Origin of the sequence: Flammeovirga sp. EKP202 (genome assembly GCF_014534745.1) — a bacterium.
Taxonomy (GTDB): Bacteria; Bacteroidota; Bacteroidia; order Cytophagales; family Flammeovirgaceae; genus Flammeovirga.
Window position 1 is genome coordinate 84,325 of the sequence record NZ_JACVVP010000006.1, and the last position, 22,086, is coordinate 106,410.

The 22,086-nt window shown below is 34.2% G+C and carries 15 protein-coding genes; 1 reads left to right on the forward strand and 14 read right to left on the reverse strand.

Annotated features, from left to right (window positions below; all coding sequences use genetic code 11):
* Nucleotides 1–259: 259 nt before the first annotated feature.
* The 8 genes from IC221_RS05090 to IC221_RS05125 all read right to left on the reverse strand — a co-directional run bounded on the left by IC221_RS05090 (nucleotide 260) and on the right by IC221_RS05125 (nucleotide 15,337).
* Nucleotides 260–9,442: a T9SS type A sorting domain-containing protein gene (locus IC221_RS05090; RefSeq protein WP_188167930.1), complete on the reverse strand. Its 9,183-nt coding sequence runs from the start codon at nucleotides 9,440–9,442 to the stop codon at nucleotides 260–262.
* A gap of 252 nt (nucleotides 9,443–9,694) precedes the next feature.
* Complete coding sequence (gene arsA, locus IC221_RS05095; protein WP_188167931.1) at nucleotides 9,695–11,443, reverse strand: arsenical pump-driving ATPase; 1,749 nt, start codon at nucleotides 11,441–11,443, stop codon at nucleotides 9,695–9,697.
* Nucleotides 11,444–11,537: 94 nt separating this feature from the next.
* Nucleotides 11,538–12,623: an ACR3 family arsenite efflux transporter gene (gene arsB / locus IC221_RS05100; protein WP_188167932.1), complete on the reverse strand. Its 1,086-nt coding sequence runs from the start codon at nucleotides 12,621–12,623 to the stop codon at nucleotides 11,538–11,540.
* A 30-nt stretch (nucleotides 12,624–12,653) separates the two neighbouring features.
* Complete coding sequence (locus IC221_RS05105) at nucleotides 12,654–13,274, reverse strand: protein-tyrosine-phosphatase (protein ID WP_188167933.1); 621 nt, start codon at nucleotides 13,272–13,274, stop codon at nucleotides 12,654–12,656.
* A 31-nt stretch (nucleotides 13,275–13,305) separates the two neighbouring features.
* Nucleotides 13,306–13,638, reverse strand: coding sequence for a helix-turn-helix transcriptional regulator (locus IC221_RS05110; RefSeq protein ID WP_188167934.1), 333 nt, complete (start codon nucleotides 13,636–13,638; stop codon nucleotides 13,306–13,308).
* 82 nt (nucleotides 13,639–13,720) lie between these two features.
* Nucleotides 13,721–14,221, reverse strand: a complete 501-nt coding sequence (locus tag IC221_RS05115; protein WP_188167935.1) for a hypothetical protein — start codon at nucleotides 14,219–14,221, stop codon at nucleotides 13,721–13,723.
* Nucleotides 14,222–14,286: 65 nt separating this feature from the next.
* On the reverse strand, nucleotides 14,287–14,799 hold the full coding sequence (locus IC221_RS05120; protein WP_188167936.1) for a transporter suffix domain-containing protein: 513 nt from the start codon (nucleotides 14,797–14,799) through the stop codon (nucleotides 14,287–14,289).
* A gap of 40 nt (nucleotides 14,800–14,839) precedes the next feature.
* On the reverse strand, nucleotides 14,840–15,337 hold the full coding sequence (locus IC221_RS05125; RefSeq protein WP_188167937.1) for a DUF1648 domain-containing protein: 498 nt from the start codon (nucleotides 15,335–15,337) through the stop codon (nucleotides 14,840–14,842).
* A gap of 198 nt (nucleotides 15,338–15,535) precedes the next feature.
* Between IC221_RS05125 and IC221_RS05130 the strand changes: the two genes are divergently transcribed.
* Nucleotides 15,536–16,183: a peroxiredoxin gene (locus IC221_RS05130; RefSeq protein WP_188167938.1), complete on the forward strand. Its 648-nt coding sequence runs from the start codon at nucleotides 15,536–15,538 to the stop codon at nucleotides 16,181–16,183.
* Nucleotides 16,184–16,300: 117 nt separating this feature from the next.
* Here IC221_RS05130 and IC221_RS05135 read toward each other — a convergent pair whose 3' ends face one another.
* The 6 genes from IC221_RS05135 to IC221_RS05160 form a co-directional block, all read right to left on the reverse strand.
* Entirely contained in the window at nucleotides 16,301–16,765 is a 465-nt protein-coding gene (locus IC221_RS05135; protein ID WP_188167939.1) for a hypothetical protein, read from the reverse strand.
* 334 nt (nucleotides 16,766–17,099) lie between these two features.
* Nucleotides 17,100–17,414 carry a hypothetical protein gene (locus tag IC221_RS05140; protein WP_188167940.1) on the reverse strand — a complete coding sequence of 105 codons (315 nt, stop codon included), beginning with the start codon at nucleotides 17,412–17,414 and terminating at the stop codon, nucleotides 17,100–17,102.
* 272 nt (nucleotides 17,415–17,686) lie between these two features.
* Nucleotides 17,687–18,982 carry an NCS2 family permease gene (locus IC221_RS05145; RefSeq protein WP_188167941.1) on the reverse strand — a complete coding sequence of 432 codons (1,296 nt, stop codon included), beginning with the start codon at nucleotides 18,980–18,982 and terminating at the stop codon, nucleotides 17,687–17,689.
* Nucleotides 18,983–19,084: 102 nt separating this feature from the next.
* Nucleotides 19,085–19,909, reverse strand: coding sequence for a hypothetical protein (locus IC221_RS05150; protein ID WP_188167942.1), 825 nt, complete (start codon nucleotides 19,907–19,909; stop codon nucleotides 19,085–19,087).
* A 282-nt stretch (nucleotides 19,910–20,191) separates the two neighbouring features.
* Entirely contained in the window at nucleotides 20,192–20,500 is a 309-nt protein-coding gene (locus tag IC221_RS05155; RefSeq protein WP_188167943.1) for a DUF6150 family protein, read from the reverse strand.
* A gap of 165 nt (nucleotides 20,501–20,665) precedes the next feature.
* The gene (locus IC221_RS05160) at nucleotides 20,666–22,051 is read right to left on the reverse strand and encodes a cation:dicarboxylase symporter family transporter (RefSeq protein ID WP_188167944.1); all 1,386 of its coding nucleotides are present in this window, start codon (nucleotides 22,049–22,051) and stop codon (nucleotides 20,666–20,668) included.
* Between the last annotated feature and the right edge of the window lie 35 nt (nucleotides 22,052–22,086).

The window sequence follows — 22,086 nt, forward strand, 5'->3', positions numbered from 1 at the left end:
TATGTATTTATTATAAGAGAACGATATCTAATAACTAATAAACCTTTGCGCTTTAAACGCCCATAATGTTTCCACTAGTGTCTCAGACGTCATGGGTATTGATTTATCTGAGAGATCGGCCTATCACTATCAATGCCTATGTTAGTGAAACGTTTGTTATGAGAATGAATTTTTGTTTACTCTGTAAAGTCATCCATAAAAAAACACCTTGCCCAAACTGAATTGAGCAAGGTATTTTAAGTGGAACTTATTTTCCTTATTATTCGATAATTACCCTTTTCGATTTTACAGTTTTACCTGATTTCAATCTTAATAAGTAAACACCTCTTGGTAGATTACCAACTTTAAGTTCTTTAGTCTGACTATCTCCATAGGTCCATTGGTCACTTATCACTTTATAACCTAAAGTAGTGTATAAACCTATTTCAACATCTCCTTTCCATGATTTTAATAATACGTTCAATTTACCATCATGTACTGGATTTGGATATACAACTAAACCTGCTTCTGCAGCATTTCCTTCGATTAATACAGGAACCGGATCAAAAATAGTTTCGGTACCATCAAAATCAGTCTGAATTAATCTGTAATAAGACATTTGATTCATCACTGGATTATCATCGATAAATAAGTAGTCCAAACGAACAGATGAGTTACCTGCTCCTTCTATCCTACCGATACTACTCCAATTCTCTCCGTCTATTGATCGCTGAACCTCGAATCCATCATTATTCACTTCTGAAGCTGTAGACCATTCTAGTTTAACTTGAGATACTTCTGCAATAGCGTCAAATGAAATTAATTCAACTGGTAAATCTGTTGATTCATCAATTGCCCCAATCGCTAGATATTTTTCACTAAAACCAACGTTAAATGTTTCAAAATAATCATCAGTATTATGTAAAGGGTCTCCAGCCTTATCCCATTCTGATGAACCAAATAATGGGAAAGGATCCCAGATAGCAAGAGCATAACTAGAACTTTTCCCTAGTGACTCATAATATGCATAAACGTCAGCATCACTAGATAAACCTGATTCTCCATGAGCCATATCCGTTACTCTCCATTGATATTCTTTTGATACAACAGCTATGTTTATTCCATCCACAATCGGTAACCTTAAGTCAGTGGTATCGGGAGAATGTTCTACCGTCCATGTTTTCTCAGTACCGGTTACAGCATCTGTATCGTCTTTATATATGACCTGAAGCTTTCTCTGAGATCCACTTCCACCAACTTGGAAAACAAAACTTTCGCCCTCATCCATTTTTTTAGAGAGAGGACCATCAACATAAGAGTTACCTGTCACATCACTAGTTTCACCTAAAATAAGAAGTGACCCATCAAAATTTACTGTATTATTCAACACAGAATTTAAAATCAACTTGTTAATCTCTTTAGTACTACCACTATCTAACAATACTTCTCCACTTGATTTATCAATTTTTAAATTATCAATTGATTTACTATCAGCGGAAGTGAAATTACCACTGAAGTTTTGATCACCTGTTGAACCATTAAATGTAAGAGTGGCACCTGTCAAGTTTACACTAGATGTTCCGTTATCAATAAAATCACCACCTAATGCTAATTCAGATCCAAGACTTAAATCCAAAGTAGATCCACTTGCCATTGTAATATCATTATCAACCGTCAAATCAGAAGAGTTTTCTAATTTTAGAGTACCTATAACATTACTACTCCCTTTAATATTGAATGAGCCCGCTGAAACATTAAATGAAGAACCTGACGCAACACTAACATCTGCATTTGCAACAGAAGAAGAGGAAGTGTTTGAAGTAAATATTCCACCACCTTCGATAATGATGTTATTTACCGTTGAAGGAGTTCCAATTTCAAATTCAACATTATTTATAGTAAGGTCTCCCGATGCCATATTTAAACCATTACCATCAGGTAATTCCCAAACTTGATCAGAACCCGTACCAATTAATTCAAGGCTTCCTATTGTAAGCTGATCATCACTTACTGGTGCATTTAAACTTAATAGAGGATTGGTAGCATTACCTTCAACAATGATACCTCCGCCAGAAGTATAGAAGTCTTCCCAGTCTGCAAATGGCATTTGCCCAACTGTATCTGAATTGATATAGAATTTAACTTTTCCATCACCTATTACATCATTAAAAACTATATCTCTATCTCTAACGTGGACCTCTAATGTACCATTAATGATGGCTCTATAATAAGACTTGAAACCTAAATCACCTAAACTTGTTGTTTCAAGATTTACTCCTGCTGGAACTTCTAAAATAGTACCTGACGTTAGAGCGGATCCCAAGTCAGAATAACTTCCACCACCATCAGTGGATACTTCCCATTTACCAGAACCGACATCATCTAAACTTGCATCCGTTACCCCATCTTTTAATTTATATCTAATGATATTATCAGGAGTAGCATCATCTTCGGCTGCAAAATAATCACCTGTAATCAATGGACTATTTAAGTTGATCTTGATTTTATTGTTCGTTAAATCGTCACTTAAACCGTCTGTAATATTAATAGGTTTTCTAATATTCGCATCGTTATCAATAATAACACCTTGATAATTACTCTTTGTTCCTTTTACGTTGACAGCATTAAAATATAATGAAACATATCTTTCTTTAGCAACTCCTTCTTCTGAGAATTCAAATCTCCAGAACTGCTCTAAAGCATGATCAGTCACTCCGTCATTAGCAGCAACTGTGTGCATTGTATTGATTGGTTTAATTACAGCACTTGCTCCATCAAAATCACCAAAGAAACCAACTGGAGCATAAGTACCAGGATAACCAATTGGAATCACTTTTTCTGTTGCAATTGCATCTGATGGTAATTCGATTTGAACACCTTTAGCATTTAAACCTCCGTTCAACTGAATCATATTATCTTTATCAAATGCTGTGGTTGCCACTAACGAGATATCTGATCCTAAGTTCAATCCAAAGATATCAATGTTCAATACACCATTTGTAAATACGATTTCTTCAGCTACTAATGCAATATTATTTTCTAAATTGATTCCATTTGAATTGTCTATTTCCATACGGCCTAAACTTCCAGAAATATCAATTGATTGAGCACTTGAACCATTTAATTTAATTCTACCAGTTCCGGTTGTAGTATGAGACCCTTCAACATTCAGGTTTCCTCCCACATTAACAGTATTGTTATTATCTGAGAAAACACCTGAAGTAATGGTTAAATCATTCGAAACTGTGATGTCAGCATTCATAGTTACTGTAGAACCTTCCGTTGCTACAATCATATTTTGAGTCGTAATTGCATTAGAACCCGAAATAGATTGGGCATTTGAACCTACCATACTAATCGTTGAAGTTGAAGCATTCAGTGTCCCTTCATTTGTAATACTTCCAGCCGTAGATAAGTTTCTACTATTTAAGTTTAGTGTTGCTGTAGAAGGAATCTCTAGATCACCTGCCATTTGTATATCATTAATAACAACATCAGCGGTAACATCTGCTATTAATTCGATCTTCCCTACTTCATTTGCTAACTCAACATCAATTGTTTCAGTTGTAGAATTATTACCCAGTTTAATTTCAGCACTTTCCACTACTGAAGAAGTGGCTGCATCTAAAGCAATTTTTCCAGAGTGAACGATAATTTCACCACCACTAAAATCAAAAGATGATTCAGTACCTAATACTTCAAATGTACCTCTTGTGGCACTATTAGGGTTTCCTTGAAGACCCGTTGTGAAAACACCTCCGGATTGTTTGTAATACAAGCTTGCGTCATTACTTGCTAAGTCTCTTCGTAATTCCGACCCTACATTTATCGCACCTCCTGTTAATTCAATTTCTCCTGTTACAGAGTACACAATTGAATTTTCTTGACTTGCATTTGATAAATTTAAAGTACCACCGCCTACAGTTAACTTTCCACCTAATAGAAGGTTTGATCCGTCTCCTGTAATATTTACAGTACCTTGATTGATTGTTAAACCAGCCGTTGAAGCTAAATCCCAAATAGAACTTGCTACTGCAAATGGAGTAATATTAATATTACTATTATTGAAGACCAAAGTACCGTTTTCAAAAGTAATTAGCTCCTCAGTCGTAATACTTGGTAAAGTGAAGTTCGTATTAAATGAAAAAGACGGATTTTGATTTGTGCCTTTATTCATTTTTATCTTATAAAGTTCAGGCGTTATACCAGCATCTGAATAAAAATTATCGAAAACTCCATTTTCTTGACCTTGGAACTCTAAAACAACTCTGTTTTCAGTTTCAGATTTTAACAGGCTAAACTCAATTCCACCTTCACCATCTTCATCAGCATTTTTTTCAGGTATAGTGATATCTCCTTTTACAATTAAAGAGTGCACGATATCATCTGTACCTGTCACAAGGAACTTATTAGCGGTTGATGAATTTGTAGAAATTGTATTTTCCAAATTAATATTAGAAGTCGTTATAGTTATTTCCGAAGCAGAATTTATTTCCAAAGCTGCCTCTCTATAGCCTCCAACATTGATTGAATTTTCAACCTCAATCGATTTATCAAGAATCAATGTACCTCCATCAATCATCAACGACTTAAACTGAACAGGTTCATCAACTGAAGAAGCAAATGTAAATTCATAATTATAACTTCCTCCACCCCATAGCCTTACTGAAGGATATTTTGAGAAAACAGGAATTTCCATACTTGATTCATTACTTTGAATCATAATTTCACTCCTTTCTTCACTCAAGAAATCATTAATATCTGTTCCATTAAAAGTAGTTCCTTTATGAAGTCTTAGTGAGCCAATATCTTCTATTACATCAACTGTTAATGAACCATTCTCTAATCTAATTCTTGCTAAATCTGCTTTTTCTAACGATGCACTTTCATGTGAATCAAAGCGTACAATACCTACTTTGATATCTCTAGGAGATGAATTAATAATCACTCTATGTCCTTGAGTAATTGTGGCTTTAGAAGAGCCATGTCCAATTACTACAATATCTCCTTCCCCAGGGATTCCTTGAGTACTAATTGGGTTACCATCTGTAATCCAGTTAGGGTTAGTTGACCAACGTTCAGGATAATTCCAATCTGCTTCATTAACAATTTCTACAAAACCATCAGGAATACTACTATCATATTTATTTGTTTTTGATTCATGACGATTGGAAAGACTTCCATCAGGATTATCCTCTGCATATCCTCTGTAAGAATAATAAACGGTTAATTCACCTGTAAATTTAGATGCACTACCAGCAGTATATAATGAATTATAGGCCTTTACTGAAGGAGAAGGTTTAATTGTGATCGTATAATCAGTCGCATTTGCATCACTTCCATCAATATCAACATCATCTGTATCACCTAGACTTTCTCTTTCTTTATGATCAGCTTCTAATTGTACTCTGGCTGGAACATAAGTTGAAGCATCAGCTACAATATCTTCTTGGTGATACTTAAATACCCATTCTACATTTGGTTCGCTGCCTGAGAAATTATGATTAGTTGATTTCCAATAATAATCCAACAAGTCATCAGTAGTTCTATCACTTGTCCAAGTCGATAAATCTCCATTATTTGGGGCCAATTGAATAAAACCTTCAGCAATATGATCTTTCACTGTTAAAGTGGCTGGAGTAAACTTATAACTATTAGCCACCGGTGTATCAAAATCGGAAGCCAGTGGGTAAATAAAATCTCCGTTATCTTTTACAAGATAGGTTAACCCTCCATCAGAAGAATTACCCGAGCCCACAATCATTCTTTTATTAGTGACATTGGACGCAAAATCATTAATCGGATTACCTGCATCATCAACGATTCCTAATTGACCAACTACTACACCGTATTCATTGGATTTGATAATACCTTGCTGCCATGTTATTTTTGTTCCATAAATAATATTGGACAACTCTACCCCATCAGCATTGTTTAACCATAAGTGAGCAATCCCAACATTCGTCGTGTCTGCAATTTGGGCATCTACTAAATCATAGCTCGATGATATTTTTTGTGCAGTACCTGCTGAACCGTTTAAGATAATATGTCCAGGAGAATCTGATTGACCTATTTTACCTTCAAAAGAAAGATCTCCTTCAACTTCAATAACATAGTCTGTATAATCAAAAATACCCTGAGTTAACGATAATGAGTTCATTACTTTCAATCGAGTATCTCCAACGGATGCATTATCACTAATATCCCTTAATTCCAAAACATCAGTAGCGTTTGGTAAATCAATCACAAGGTTATTGATTTCGTATGGAGTGTCTGTATCTCTAATATCAATATAGTGGTTCAACACATTACCTTCGTCATCTACACTTGAACCATTGAATGTCAATGTATTATTCTCATCAATATTCAGTTGAGAGTCATTGTATAATGTCAAATCACCACTAATAGTAACATCAAACTCACCAACTTGTAAATTACTGTTCTCTTCAATTACCAAGTGATTCAAAACATTTAAGTTACCCTCATTTGGTAAAGCATCACCAAACGTACCTGAACCATTAGTTAAGGAAACATTTCTTGATGGATAATCCGTTGTTACGGTAAGGTTATAGAATGGAATCGAGGAAACAAAACTTGCATTTTTATCTGAATTAATATCAAGTACAATTTCACCACCTGTTACATTGTAAAAACCGTCTTCCATTGCAAACTTCGCAAGGTAACTTACAGTACTTCCTTGATTATGGATTGTAATTGTACCTCCTGACATATTGAAAGAGTTCGTTTTATAAGGAAGAGAAAAAGCAGCTACATTACTTCCGGGAACATAACCATAAATTGTCATTTCCCCACCTGACATTGTAAAGGAACCTTGATGATCTACACCAAGATTTGATGTCTTTATTTGATTTAAGAAAACTTGTCCTCCTTCTTGTACAAAATATCCCTTTTCTCTTAATGTAATACTATTATGTTTTCCATTACTTGTTCCATCACTATTTAAACCAATATTGAAACGCCCACCAGTAACTAAAACATTACCATACACCGTTAATGCATTAACAGGTCCAAAATTAACGTCAGCACCTTCATCAACCCAAATTCTACATCCAAAACCTAAATCATAGTTATCAGGTGTGTTCGCATAACTTGGAATATAAATATTTTGACCAAAATGAATTGTACCGTATTTCATTACAAACATACCATTACTAGTCGTCATTGAACCATCCGTTCCCCCTGTACTCGCATTTGCATGTATATTGTAACCATACATCTCAAAAAGTTCTTCTGATCCTGCACTAATATTCAAATTGTAATAATCTGAAGTACCTTTATCTACCACAATCTGATATAAGATTGTTGATCCGTTGACTATTAAATCTTGATCTTTATTATCAGCATCAAACGTTATGATTGCATATTGACCAGACAAGTTGGTTGAAAAATAGGTTTCTAAATCCGTTAAATAGTCTTCCGATCCAAAATCTTCTGTAATTTTTGCTCTGTTAGTTAGAGCAATTGTTCCAGAATTATATAAACTACTCTTTAAAGTAATATTATGAACTACATTGTCTGTTCCTACCCCTAGAGCACCATTACCAGCAATTCTTACATTTCCATTTACTGTAAAGTCAACAGCTTCACCTGTAGCATCACTAGTACCTAATATAACTTCACCTTTAGTAATTAAAAGAGAGTCATAAATACTTATCGGGCTTGAAGTATCTAATATGAGCTCATCTGAAGTATTATCTAGGTTAACGTGAACTATATTATAGGAATGACTATTTGTTAGAGTTCCACCTGAACCAATAAATTCTACAATACCTCCATCAGATGTAAGAAACCCACCAACTCCGGTGGCTGTAGAAGGAGAAGGGAAATTATCACCCTCCACTTGAATTATACCTTTTCCACTTAAACTTTCAAATGTGTGGCCTGTTGTATTACCTACAATCAATTTTCCTCCTTTATCTACAGTAACATCTTTTAAAGTAACATTATTATCATCAATTGTCACTACATGACCTGATTTGATGATAACATTGTCTTCTATTCCAGGAGTAAGATTTAAACCGTCAGATGCTCCAGAAGGATTGGTGGTCCAAATGGGATCATCCCATTTACCAGTACCTTTTGTATATAAAGCTTCAGGTGCTTTTGATGCTAAGGTGTAGAAACCATCCCCATTCACATCATAATCTGCATCTGACACGGTAAACTCTACAAAGTCATCTCCATTGAAAGAAGCATTTACACCATCTAAAATAACATATTCTGTAGCATTGTCTGAAGAGTAAACTAAAGCATAATCCGCTTCACTTCTTTCGGCTCCATCGCCTGTATCATAGTCATTTGGTTTTCCTTCAAAAGTCTGTACATCAAAACTTAGGGTAAATTCTAAGTCACCATTTTTTTGTAAATAGAATTTCTTAGCCCAGATTCTTTTGTCCTCCGGTGCGTTTGTAAAAACCAAACCTGATTCATCTGTTTCTCCTACAACTAAATAGTCATCATCAACAGATGAACTAACTGATACATCTAGCGTTGTTGAAGGATAGCTGCGATCAGGTGTATAAACTCCCCCATCATTACCGTGTACAACAATATTTTGATTAGGAGTTGTATTACCATTGAAAAGTTCATCTGTATCAGAAAACTCTTCGTGAGTAAATCCATACTTCGCTGTTAAATAATCATTGACTCTCAATCTAGTCACTGGGTCTAGACCTGTAGTTTTATTATAAATAATTACTTCAGCAATGTATCCGCTCCATCCTAAATTAGTATCATTATCAGCTCCACCAATAATACCTAATCTATTATCTCCGGCATCGCTTGAATTGATAGGTAAGTTTGTAAAAGTTCCTCCATTTGCCGTAAAGTCTGTTTCATAAGATGTATTTCTTTGGAAACTTACTAGCCCCCATGCAAATTTATCAGGAGCTATCGGCCAAGTATAAATATCAGTATTGCCGCCACTAGACTCTTGTGCACCTCTCATGTAGAACCTCTCACTGTTCCACATACCATAAAGTGAACGAAAATTATTACCTCCAGCAAAAAAACCAACATCAGTATCACCAGCTGAAGTTGCTTTTAATACAACAAAAACTTCATAATTTTTAAGCAAGAAATTATCCCCTGAATGTCCCGTTAGAGTTAAACCTCTTTGAGATCGACCAGGAAACAAAACAGCAGGTAATGTTGAATTCACAACATTATTTTCAATGACAATATCATCCTCGTTGTCATCATTGTTAAAGTAATAACCAGTATTGACACCTGTAATGGTGTGTGACTGATCGGCCCAACTATCCACTCTAGTGGTTCCATCACCATTGTCTGTAGTTGTCAAACCTACATCGGCTTTTAGCCAAAGTATTAATCCATCGCCAGGAATTTCATTTTGGGCAAAGATGTCGATGGTGAATAGAAAACATAATAATACAAGAAAGCCCCTCCTTTTAAAGGAGGTAAAAACAGTAATTTGTAGCATATTTAGTTATTTAGTAGAGTATATTTTGGTCTTGAAAAATAAAGTTTTGCAATGAATCTATTTAGAGCAACAATTATAATTCACATTTTATAAAACACATAGTAAATCAAAAATCTCCTTTTTTTTTTAATTTTTAAAATATTATTGAAGATTTTTTCAAGTTTAGGGAACTTTTTTCTTGAATATAAAAATGGCCTTATATTGAGGTAATGTTACTCAATATAAGGCCATTGCAGCGTAAATGATTATTTATTACACCAACTGAGACATTATTTGTTCCTCTAAAATAAAGTCAATTTTGAAAGTTTTATTTGTTGAAACAGATGTCACTTCCGAAATAAGCTTTTGTTGATGTTTTCTTTTTTCTAATAAAATTGGATCATAGAACTCATCACCCGTTGGTAAAGACTGATTCACCACCCATGCATATGGAATAATACCCGCTCTCTTCAAATCATCTTGTAAACTCTCTGCCTCACGAATTGGAGTGGTTTCAGGTAACGTCACCAAAACAACTTTAGTAATCGTTTGATCTTGAATCATTTGATAAGGCGTATGTAGTTTTGATGCATCAATATTACTTTGTTTTACTACCTGTTTGTGATAACTTCCTGTAGTGTCAAGTAATAATAATGTATGACCTGTTGGGGCAGTATCGACAACGACAAATTGTCTCTTAGCACTTCGTATTGCTTTCGAAAAAGCATGAAAAACAGCAACCTCCTCAGTACAAGGTGAGTTCAGATCCTCTCTAATAAGCTTAATTTGATCTTCCGTTTTACCTACACCTCTTTGGGCTACCGCTTTTTCAATATAGATTTCTGTTTCGGCTTTTGGATCAATCCTTTCCACTTTTAAAGTTTCAGGCAAATCAACAATTTGACCTGTGTAATCTTTTAAATGTGCAGCGGGATCAGTCGTTGTAAGCGTTACTAAATGTCCTCTTTTTGCCAACGCAATTGCAATCGCAGAAGCCGTGATGGTTTTGCCGACACCACCTTTACCCATAGTCATAATTAAACCATGTCCATCTTTCTCAAGATCATCCACTAAATCATTAAACGCGGGTGTATTACTTTGCTTTACTTCTTCTATATTTTCGTTTTCAACAATCTCTTGTTGTTTTTCTTTAGAAAAAACAGATCGCAGTTTTTCTAAACCAAGGATGTTATAAGGAAGTAAAGCAAATTCCTCCTTAGGTAAATGGGCTAAGTCAAGGGGAATATTGTCTAGTTGCTTTTTTGCTTTATTTGCGATTTCAATAGCATATTGATCCGAAGTATCTATGGGAGAATAAATACCATTGAGTAACAAACGTTGGTTTTTCATTCCTAAATCAGCTAATTCATTAGCCGATCTAGCCGCTTCTTTTAATGATGTTTCTTCTGCTCTGGCAACTAGATAGAATGTAGTTTGTTTCGGATCTTTCAAAACCTCCACTACCTCTTTGTAACGTTTATGGTTACTTTTTAATGCAGTAGATGGACCTATACAAGAGGCTCCTTCATTATGATCCAAAAAGTCATTCCATGCATCAGGTAACTCTAACAACCTTAATGTATGGCCGGTAGGAGCTGTATCAAAAACAATATAATCATAGTCTTCTGGATTTGCTTCTCCAGAAATGAATCGTGTAAATTCATCAAAAGAGGCAATCTCAACTGTACAAGCACCCGAAAGTTGTTCTCTTACTTTATTTTTGTATGTTGGAGTCGCCAACATCCCTAAAGAAGATATAGCTCTATTCTTATAAGATTCTCCAGCTTCTTCGGGGTCAATATTGATTGTTGATAATGTGTCTAAATCAGGGTGTTTTACGATCGTCTTATCACCCACTTCTGTTGCTAAAACATCAGTAAGGTTGGATGCTGGGTCAGTACTAATAAGTAGCACTTTTTGTCCTTGATCAGCTAATTGAACCGCTACCGCACTTGATAATGAAGTTTTTCCTACTCCCCCTTTACCAGTGAAAAATAGGAATTTTGTATCTCTGAAGTCCATATGTCAAAAGAAAGTAATCTAACCTTTATGCAGGGTTATGATGATAAAAATTCCCATCACAACATTACATAAAAATTAGATCACTTTTTGTTATTTATTTAGTATAATACTTTTTTCTAAACCAGAAAGCCAAGTTGACAAGTGCAATCAATGCTGGAACTTCTACTAAAGGTCCAATAACACCTGTAAAAGCCTGTCCTGAGTTAATTCCGAACACACCAATTGCGACTGCAATAGCTAATTCGAAATTATTTCCTGTTGCAGTGAAAGCAATCGAAACATCTTTTTCATAATCTGCTCCAAAATATCTTGCCAACATGAAACTCACCACAAACATAAGTACAAAGTAGATCACTAACGGAATAGCAATTCTAACTACATCCATTGGAATCTCTACAATCATTTGTCCCTTTAGAGAGAACATTACTACAATAGTACTTAGTAATGCAATCAAAGTAACTGGTGAAATTCTTGGAACAAACTCTTTTTCAAACCACTCTTGACCTTTTGCTTTGATAAGGATTTTACGACTTAAGAAACCTGCTAAGAAAGGAATACCCAAGTAAATAAAAACACTTTCAGCAATCTGGCCCATTGTGATATCTACTACAGTACCATCAAAACCAAATAGAGGAGGAAGAATTGTGATGAAAACGTAAGCATAAACACTGTAGAAAAGTACTTGAAAAATACTGTTCAATGCAATAAGACCTGCTGCGTATTCTGAACTTCCTTCTGCTAAATCATTCCAAACTACTACCATTGCAATACATCTAGCTAATCCAATCAAGATTAAACCTGTCATGTATTCTGGATAATCATGCAAGAAGATTAATGCCAAAGCAAACATCAAAATTGGACCTACAATCCAGTTCAATACTAATGAAACAGTAAGTACTTTTACATTCGTAAAAACTTTACCCATCTCTTCGTATTTCACTTTTGCTAATGGTGGATACATCATCAAAATCAAACCAATAGCCAAAGGAATGTTGGTTGTACCCACTGACATATCATTGATTGAATCGGCTACAGTTGGGAAGAAATATCCTATTCCAACACCAATTGCCATAGCTAAGAAAATCCAAAGTGTGAGGTAGCTATCTAAAAAGGATAACTTCTTTGGTTGTTTTTGAGGACAAAGTGGATCTTGTTCCTCAATTTTTAATTCTTTGTTCATTTTTTGGAAGTTTTAAATCAATTGAACCGATTAAATAACAGAAAATGCATATAACAATTCTCTCGCAATTTGACGACATCTTTCATCGTACTTCTCTTCCTGCTCAGGAGTTCCATCAAATGCTTTGGGATCTTCAAATGGTAATGAGATTCTAGTTGCTCCAGGAATAAAAGGACAATTAGCATCTGCATGACCACAAGTCATAACAGCCCCAAAACCAGATTGAGCATTAAAAGAATGATCATACTTTTTTGAAAAACCAATGATAGCAGGTTGATTTTCATCGTACTTAATTGCATATACAGGGTTTGCTTCATCAGATAATTTCTGAACGCTTAAACCTGCTCTTTCTAAAGCATTTGCTGCAGATGGGAACAAAGCTGTTGCTTCAGTACCTCCAGAATATGCAAATACATCTGAGAATCCATAATGATAAGCCGCTACTTGAGTCCATACTTGAGACAAGTGACTTCTTCTAGAGTTGTGGGTACAAATTAGAATCAAGTTCGCTATTCCATCTTCTGCTAACTTTGTTTTCACAAAGTTGGAGATTACTTCTAAAGCTTCTTTTCTTTCATCTGAAATTAAATGAAACTCTTCTTTTGCAGAAGCAATGTACTGCTCTAATGTTGATACCGTAGTGTTTTCCATTTTTATATATTCTATTTTAAAATAATTCAAACTAACAAGCACAGCTTTTACCTGGTGTAATCTGATCTGATGAGGTATTGAAGAATACTTTTATTTTATCCCATACGTCATCATTGATACAGTACGATATACAATTTCCTGTAATTGTACCTTTGATTAGACCTACTTTTTTCAATTCTGAAAGGTGTCTTGAAACTGTAGATTGAGCAAGTGGCAAATGATCTACTAGATCACCATTGATACAATCTGGACTATTTATCAAATATTCCATGATAGCTAATCTTGCAGGATGCCCCAATGCTTTTAATATTTCTGCCATTTGAGTTACTTCAGGAGTAAACCCATCTACTTTTGTTATTCCCATATCGCAATATTACGATATTAAAATATAGAATGTTGAATTTTCTATGTTAACAAAAAGTAAACGAACTATAAATTGATGAATATCACCACGGTAAAGTGTAATTTAGATCAAATGAGAGGCTGTATTCATGTTGTGTGATATTATATTCTAAGGAAGAAGTAATTGAGATTACATGCTTTGGAGTTATTTTTAAAGTATATGTGGCGGATAATCCTGTCGACCAGTCACCATTAACAAATTGGTATTCTTGCCTTTCATTTTCATTATTCATAAAGCCTTTGGCAATACCTGAACCAATAGACCATTTCTCATTAATTTTATAGCCAACTGTACAGGCAAAAGTTAGGTTCTGAAGGTATCTATTTTTATCTTTTTCTTCATCCCACATCAAGGCAAATCCTGTCGAAAAGCGTGTATTCTTTATTGATCTTGAATAGTCAATACTAAATCCATAAAATGGATTTTCATTGGTCATATTAACACCCCTACTCATTGAAAAAGAGAAAGCATTGTATTTTTCTTGAGCACTCGTTATAGTGGTCAATACTATGAAAGAAATAAGAAGCAGTATTTTTTTGATCATAACACTCTAGTTTATAAACATAAATGTGTGTTAGATCATCTTAATCCCTATGCGATTGATAATTATTAATCTTTATTCTTATCCGGCAATTGCCACTCCTCCCATGTGATCAAATTGAGGAACTTTGTCGTGAATTGATGGCCGCCTAAAAAAACAAAGGCCACAATAAATAGCACATCAATGATCAAATAATAATACCACATCAGTTGATCAAGGTGAAATTGTTCGATAAAACCAGGAATATATAAGGGAACTGTCAGAGAAATAAGCCATATAAACATAATGACAAGAGCAAGATTATATTGTGACTTTGTTGCAGGGTACCTTCCTTCGGGGAGACCTAATAGCCTCTTTATTCTATTTTGTACCATGGTTATTCCTTTTTTGCCGGCTAAAGCTGTCCCTATTACTAAAAACACCTCTGGACCACCTACCATCAATAATGCCACTAATGAAGAAGTTAATGTGGAAGAAAGATTTAAAAATGGGACAATTAATCCAATTAACGGAGAAACAAAGCCCGTGATAATAAAGACTATTCCAATTCTATTTCTAATTGATGTTTTCTTTGAGCTCATAGTTACATCTTTTTTTTAATGATAAGGTTCAGACTATACTTTATTCATCTTTTTGACTTCTCATCACTTTAACTAAATAGATGATGATAGGCGCAAAAGTTATGATTAATACAAAAGGTAAAAAGAAATTCCCCAACCCTTCAGGATTTAAAGAAATGCTCTTATAAACGATAATTAAAAATACAATTAGAATTGAAAGCTTCAAAAAACGTATAAACCGAGTTGAAAGGGTATACTGATTAAACGCATTTTCCTCAGTGATTTCAACTGGGTAATTAAAAGTATGTGGATATTTATTCAAAATCGTTAGCAATAAAAAAAGTAATAAAGAAAAAATAGGTAAACCGAATAATGAACTTTTGGGACCATAGCTATCAGGAATACCTTCTGCGTTAAAGTGAATGGCAATTTCCTCTGGTAAATCGTTGTACACAGCTAGAGGTAGAATCCATGTGATGAGTAAAATTGCGATACAAACTAACTCAATGGTTTTATCTTTTAGTGATAATGAAATTTTGATTTTAGGTTGCTTTTTCATGACACGAAATAGTTTAAAAGAGAAAGGAACTTCTATATATACGTCTTTCCTAATGTAAATGTCTGTTAATAATAGTCAAATTAATCACTTCTTGTTCCATTCTCTTCCCAAAATCATAAAATATCAAGGTTCAGGTTTGTGAAATTCAAAAACATCATACTATATTTGACCTATCAGTCAAAAACAAATTTTTAAACTATGAAATTAAACTTAAAATTAACCCTCAGCTTTGTAGTGGGCTTATTAATGATGGGCTCTTTATCTTTTGGACAAGAAAAAGCCATTTATGAAAAGTATGGAGTTGTGGTATCATCACTTCAACCAGGTCTTGAAGTCGGTGATGACGCCTTCGTTTTTGAAGGAAAAAATCAAGACAACAAGAAATTTGACCTTGAAAAGGCTTTAAAAAAAGGACCTGTTGTCATTAATTTCTTCCGTGGAAGTTGGTGTCCCTATTGTGCGAAACATTTGATCAATGTCAATGATTCGTTAAGCATGATTGAAAAAGCTGGTGCAACATTTATTGCCGTTACTCCAGAAACACAAGAACGTTTTTCAGCCTTTGCCTCTAAAAAAGGATTTAACTTTGATTTAGTTGGTGACCCGAAACTCGACATTATGAACGGCTACCAAGTCACTTTTGACGTGAACGAGGGATATCAAACCATGTTGAAGAAATATGAAAATGATTTAACGAAAACAAACGCGATTAAAAAAGCGACATTACCAGTACCAGCTACTTTTGTGATTGGTCAAGATGGTAAAGTTATTGCAAGACATTATGATCCTAATTACAAGGACAGAATGAGTGTGAAAGATATATTAGCTGCTTTAGAAAGTATTTAATTATACAAAACAGCACAAACAAAGAGGCCTTCCAAAACAAATTGGAAGGCCTTCTTTATGTGTGCACCTCTATGTTTAAAATAGAGCCAATGAAAAAAGTTTATCTATAATTTTTTCTTAATACTTATTGTCTGAAATTTTCCAAGTAGCAGTAGAGTGCGTTCTTGGTTTATAATTCAGTTGATTACTTGTCAGGGTAACGTTTTGCACATAATTTCCTGGATCTGCAATGGTCATCAAATGATTTATTTCAAAACCATGAATTACTGAATAAGAAGCATCAGTATTGCCATCTTCTATTTTTTCAAGAATAATCTTATCAATTTTAGCTGTAGAATGATCCGTTTCATGAAAGAATACTTTCTTGGCAATCAATATTACTTTTTTTGTAATAGAGATTTCACCATAACTCTCATGAGACATATTTACATAAATACTATCTCCATCTGAGGCTTGATTAATGGCGGCCTGCAAGCTACTAAAATCTGCATTTTTCGATTGATTACATACATAGATAGCCTGAGCATTGATTGAAGTACAAATTCCGAAGAATAATATAAGGGTTGTTATCAGATTTTTCATAAGTACAATAGTTAAAGGGCGAGAATTTAGATATGAAATAACGAACACAAAACATGCCATACACATCTGTTTATCAATACAGTACAAAATTATGCAGAATACTTAATATACACCATACCCATAAATAGGTATTTTGTAAAAAAGAAAACTACTATCAAAGTAATCCAAAATGATTCTCCCTTATTGTCTACTTCTGGATTGTTTGATAGTAGTAAGATCTTGTGGGCTCTAAATCACGGTTAGCACATTGAAAAATAGGTATGGGTTATGAAAGTTTTTGAAGGAAAATTTTAGTATTCAATGCTATGCTGTTCAAACGCTATCTATTACAATTTTATAAAGAAACCGTAAATCGATGATTTGGCTTCAGTACCTCGTCTTTATATTTCAACTGATGATAACCTTTCACTGTATCTACCAAATCCCAAGACCAATTCACTCCTGCGACTTGAGAAAGTTGCTTTGATATACCAAAATATGTGGCACCCCTACCTACATTAATGGTATAACTATTAGCAATAATTTTTTTATGCCTTAATTCTTTAGACGATGTCTTTGAAGGTGATGCACTAGGAGACGTTTCAGAAATAGCATTATTAGTGAAGCTCAATAAGCACATTATCAACATGGTAATTATGAAATTTCTCATTATATATTCTATTTAAATTACAAACTCTTTTTAAAAACAACCCTTTGTGATTGTTTGATAGTTCAAATTTATATAATGATTATTTTTTAAACAAATTAAATGTTTATTTTTTTATCATTAATTGCAAATATTTTAAACAGAGTACTTTATAAAGCTTATTTCATCAAAAAATAGACAAAAAAAGAGGTATCAAATTAATGATACCTCCTGGAAAGCGTTCTTTCCTTTTTTGCGCATGCGCACTTAGGCAGAATACTTCGATATATTTTGAATTAACCAACTATTAAGTTGATTAATGATAATGTTCCTATTACATACATTGCCACTGGCAATTCCTTTCCCTTACCTCCCATCAACATCAGAATGCAATAAGACAAGAATCCAAAGGTAATACCCATTGAGATACTATACGTCAAAGGCATCATAATAATTGTTAAGAAGGATGGAACAGCTGTTAACATGTTGTCGAACTTGACTTGTTTGATGTTGGAAAACATATAAACTCCAACCATCATTAAAGCGGGTGCTGTAGCATACGAGGGAACAATCGAGGCCAAAGGTGCAAAGAATAATGCTCCTATCATAATAATTGCCGTAAAAACTGATGCTAAACCTGTTCTTGCACCACTTGCAATACCTGATGCAGATTCAATAAAAATGGTTGTTGTACTTGTTCCAATTACCGAACCTACGACTGTTGTGGCTGCATCAGCCTCTAAAATCTTCTCTAATCTTGGCACTGAACCGTCTTCTTTCGTTAAACCGGCCTGATTTGAACAAGCAATAATCGTAGAAAGTGAATCAAATAGATCTACGAACATAAATGAAAAGATAGGACCAATAAAAGCAAATTTTAAAGCGCCCATAATATCCAATTTCATAAATACAGGCTCAATGGAAGGAGGTAAACTTACAATACTTGATGGCAACTCTACATACCCTAACGTAATACTTGAAAGCGTAATAAAAAGAATACCGATCAAAATTCCTCCTGTAACTCGTTTATATTCCAAGAATGCTGTAATGATAAAGCCAATTAAAGCAATGATTACTTCTGGTGTAAATTTACCTAACGTTACCAATGTAGCAGGATGATCAGTGATCAAACCCATATTTTTCATTCCTATAAATGTAATGAACAAACCAATACCAGCTGTAACACTTATACGCAGTGACAATGGAATTGCATTGGCAATTTTTTCTCGAACTCCAAGAAATGTCAATAGTACGAAAACTACACCTGAGATAAAAACAATTCCCAAAGCCGTTTCCCAAGGTACATTGGCCCCCATAACAATAGTATAGGTAAAAAATGCGTTTAGTCCCATACCTGGCGCCATCGCAAAGGGCATTTTACCCCAAAAGGCCGCTAATAATGTACCGACAATACCTGCTAATAATGTAGCAGAGAATAAAGCGTCTTTGTCCATCCCTGCTTGTGACAATATATCTGGATTGACAAAAATGATATAAGCCATTGTGAGGAAAGTTGTCAAACCTCCAATGAACTCTTTGCTAACTGTTGTATTGTTTTCTTTTAGTTTGAAAACTTTATTAAGAAATTCCATGATCTCAATTTAATGATTCTTAGTATAATTTTTTGGCGATAATGTTTATACAAAGAAGAGGAAATGATTATTTAACAAATTGATAAAGAATGAATTGACCTATTAGAATGTCAATCTCACACATGGTTGTGGGACAAATGCATTTGAATTATTTGCCGCTAAATCCTTATTGAAGTGCATGTAAATGTCCACACCAAATTCTAATTTAGTGTTTTTGTCATTTTTGAATACGGTATTTCTACCTACATCAAATAAGAAACGAGTTTGAGAAATAAAATCAGTTCCCATGTCAGTACTTCCAAACTCTGCTCTATTGGTAGCATTTGGAATTAAATCAAAGAAACCTTGCATTCTGAAACCTAGTTTTCTCCATAATGGAAGATCAAAAACACCGGTGAATTGTACTGCATCATGTCTGATGTTATCCGTTCTCCAATACGTTGATAATTTTAAAAAGCCTCCTTTTGGAGCTTTGAAAGTAAGACCTACACCAGCAAGCCCTGCCATAAAACCATTGCCAAAGTTGAGCTGTCCATCAATCGACACATCTGCAACTGGGCCAAAAGAAAAATCTTTGCCTGTTACACCAGATAAACTCACCCAAGGAGAAACCTCTGAATATAAACGATAATTTGCAGCCCCTTCATCCGGGATTTCATTATCAAAACCAGTCATATAAAAGCCACTAGGTGCTCCCATGTAATTTACAAAACCATATACACCACCCCATTTTGTGACGGTTGTATGGTCTAAGGTAAAGAGGTTCATCCCTCCATTTTGAGGATTGGCTCCAGTAACATAATCGGTATTGTTCCAACCGTATGCATATTCAATAAATGTACTTGAAAAGTTTTGAGCTTGTGAGTTGTAAGATGCGAACAAGCTAACCATCAATAAGAAAGGCAGTAAAAGTTTCTTAGAAACCATTATAAAATTAGGATAAGACGTTTTTTAATACATTCAGAATTTTTCTGAGTGGGTAAGAAGATGGTAATCGCCAATACATCTTTCATTACAATACAAATATCTTATTAAAATTTCAGATTCTACAATGTGTTATATTACACTTCTTTACCTTTACTATACATTGTTATATAAATAAATATTAAAAAGCTTTATTTATGATTCAGAATAAGGGTTTTGAAGTAATTTCTTAAAGAGTACTAACATTCGTTAATGTTCTAAACCGTACTGAAATGATGCTTGAACTCACTTAAAATAGACCTTGTAATCTGCCTTATAAGACTCTGACGTAATATAGATTTTCAAATCAGCTTTGTACAATTCATCAACTAAAATCCAATCGGCACTTGTCTCCCATGATTTGGAGGATATTACTTTATCTGCCTTGTAAGCTTGATCAACAGCTATCACTATATAATCCGCTTTCCACTGTTCAGTTACGATGATTACCCATGGTTTTTCTGGTGTTATTTCTCCAGTTGATTCACAACTGAAAAGAACAAATAATGAAAACAACAAGCAGGTCTTTAATAATAGATTTTTAAATATTGGCATGGATTCATATTGCTTTTCTAACTAATAAACTCAATCTAATGCATTCATCTATATCATTCCATATTCATTAAGAATTGTATGAATTAAAAAGAACCCAATAAAAAACCTCTTACTGAAATTTACATTCCAACAAGAGGTTTTTTCATCTATAAAATTATAAATGAATTAGGAAGCTTTATTAAATACTTCCATATCCATTTGATTTTCCTTTTTGGAAATAAAAGTGGCGGCAGAAGACACACCAAATATATTCGTTGCGGTACGTCCCATATCAATTAAGGAATCTACAGATAACACAAACGTCAATACCATACCCATTACTTCGGGTGTAATACCCATAATAGTCATTGCGGTAATGGCTGCAAATGAAGCTGTCCCTGGTAAGCCCGCAATGCCAAATGATGAAATCACTACAGAGATAAACATTGTAATCATCACTCCGGGTGATAAAAGGTCAATCTGTTGAATACTCAAAGCATTTGTCACACCTACAGAAAGGATAATCATAAATACTGGCCACATCGCTCCACAAGCGTTCATTCCCATTGTCGTTCCAAGAGAGGCTGAGATGTTAGCTGTCTCAGTATCTACCCCATTTCGTTCTATAAGTGAATTGATTGTAACAGGAAGTGTCGCTCCAGAAGATTGTGTAGAGAAACCAGTGATTATCGCAGGCAATAAATTTTGAAGATGCTTGACAGGGTTGTTACCTATACCTATTTGCACAAGAAGATGCATCACAAAAATCAAAGACATTGTCAAATACGATACACCAATAAATAGTGCTAAATCACCAAAAAGTGTAGGTCCATTTTTTGATACCGCAATCGTCATCAAAGAGAAAACACCATAAGGTGTCAATTTGATGATGGTCATTGTGATGGAGTTGATTATTATTTTAGTACTATCTAATAACTTTATGATCATCCCCATTTCCTCAGGCTTACGCTTTTCCATTCGACGAATAGCCAAACCAATTAGAAGTGCGATTAATAACGTACCAATAATGTTATTTTCAGAAAATGCTTCAAAGATCGAAGTAGGTATTTTTTGAGTAAAACCATAAATCACTTTCCCCAATGAGGCATCACCAATACTTTCAATTCTATTGGCATAACCTTGAGCAATATTCCCTTCAGAAAGTTTTGTAATATCAATCAACGAAGTAAAATTAAACACATTGGCCATTACAAAAGCAATTGATGCAGCACCTGTAATTGACACCACAAAATAGGCGATCACCTTCCCTATTCTGTTTCCAATATTTGATTCTTTATTCAAATTTACCAGTGTTGATGTGATACTGATAAAAACAATTGGAACAATCATTAATTTCAGAAAACGGATATACACATTGGATACCGTTTTCATATAGTATTGTAATTCTTGGTAAGTTTCTTTAGGTAAAAATTCAAAGAGACTCCAGCCAAAAACAATTCCTAATCCTATAGCTGAAAGATTACGATAGTGAAATTTAATTTTTCTATCCGATAAAAGTTTTAAAACACCGAGGAGGCCCACAAAAGCTATTAAAGCTATAACTAAGTACATGTAATTTATTTTTGATAATCTTTAATCGACAAGAA

Excerpts from the sequence above, each read along its gene's own strand:
- IC221_RS05105 (WP_188167933.1), bottom strand. The coding sequence starts at position 13,274 with ATGGAAAACACTACGGTATCAACATTAGAGCAGTACATTGCTTCTGCA.
- IC221_RS05145 (WP_188167941.1), bottom strand. The coding sequence starts at position 18,982 with ATGGAATTTCTTAATAAAGTTTTCAAACTAAAAGAAAACAATACAACA.
- arsB (WP_188167932.1), bottom strand. The coding sequence starts at position 12,623 with ATGAACAAAGAATTAAAAATTGAGGAACAAGATCCACTTTGTCCTCAA.
- IC221_RS05090 (WP_188167930.1), bottom strand. The coding sequence starts at position 9,442 with ATGCTACAAATTACTGTTTTTACCTCCTTTAAAAGGAGGGGCTTTCTT.
- IC221_RS05155 (WP_188167943.1), bottom strand. The coding sequence starts at position 20,500 with ATGCCAATATTTAAAAATCTATTATTAAAGACCTGCTTGTTGTTTTCA.
- IC221_RS05140 (WP_188167940.1), bottom strand. The coding sequence starts at position 17,414 with ATGAGAAATTTCATAATTACCATGTTGATAATGTGCTTATTGAGCTTC.
- IC221_RS05115 (WP_188167935.1), bottom strand. The coding sequence starts at position 14,221 with ATGATCAAAAAAATACTGCTTCTTATTTCTTTCATAGTATTGACCACT.
- IC221_RS05130 (WP_188167938.1), top strand. The coding sequence starts at position 15,536 with ATGAAATTAAACTTAAAATTAACCCTCAGCTTTGTAGTGGGCTTATTA.
- IC221_RS05160 (WP_188167944.1), bottom strand. The coding sequence starts at position 22,051 with ATGTACTTAGTTATAGCTTTAATAGCTTTTGTGGGCCTCCTCGGTGTT.
- IC221_RS05150 (WP_188167942.1), bottom strand. The coding sequence starts at position 19,909 with ATGGTTTCTAAGAAACTTTTACTGCCTTTCTTATTGATGGTTAGCTTG.
- IC221_RS05120 (WP_188167936.1), bottom strand. The coding sequence starts at position 14,799 with ATGAGCTCAAAGAAAACATCAATTAGAAATAGAATTGGAATAGTCTTT.
- IC221_RS05110 (WP_188167934.1), bottom strand. The coding sequence starts at position 13,638 with ATGGGAATAACAAAAGTAGATGGGTTTACTCCTGAAGTAACTCAAATG.
- arsA (WP_188167931.1), bottom strand. The coding sequence starts at position 11,443 with ATGGACTTCAGAGATACAAAATTCCTATTTTTCACTGGTAAAGGGGGA.
- IC221_RS05135 (WP_188167939.1), bottom strand. The coding sequence starts at position 16,765 with ATGAAAAATCTGATAACAACCCTTATATTATTCTTCGGAATTTGTACT.
- IC221_RS05125 (WP_188167937.1), bottom strand. The coding sequence starts at position 15,337 with ATGAAAAAGCAACCTAAAATCAAAATTTCATTATCACTAAAAGATAAA.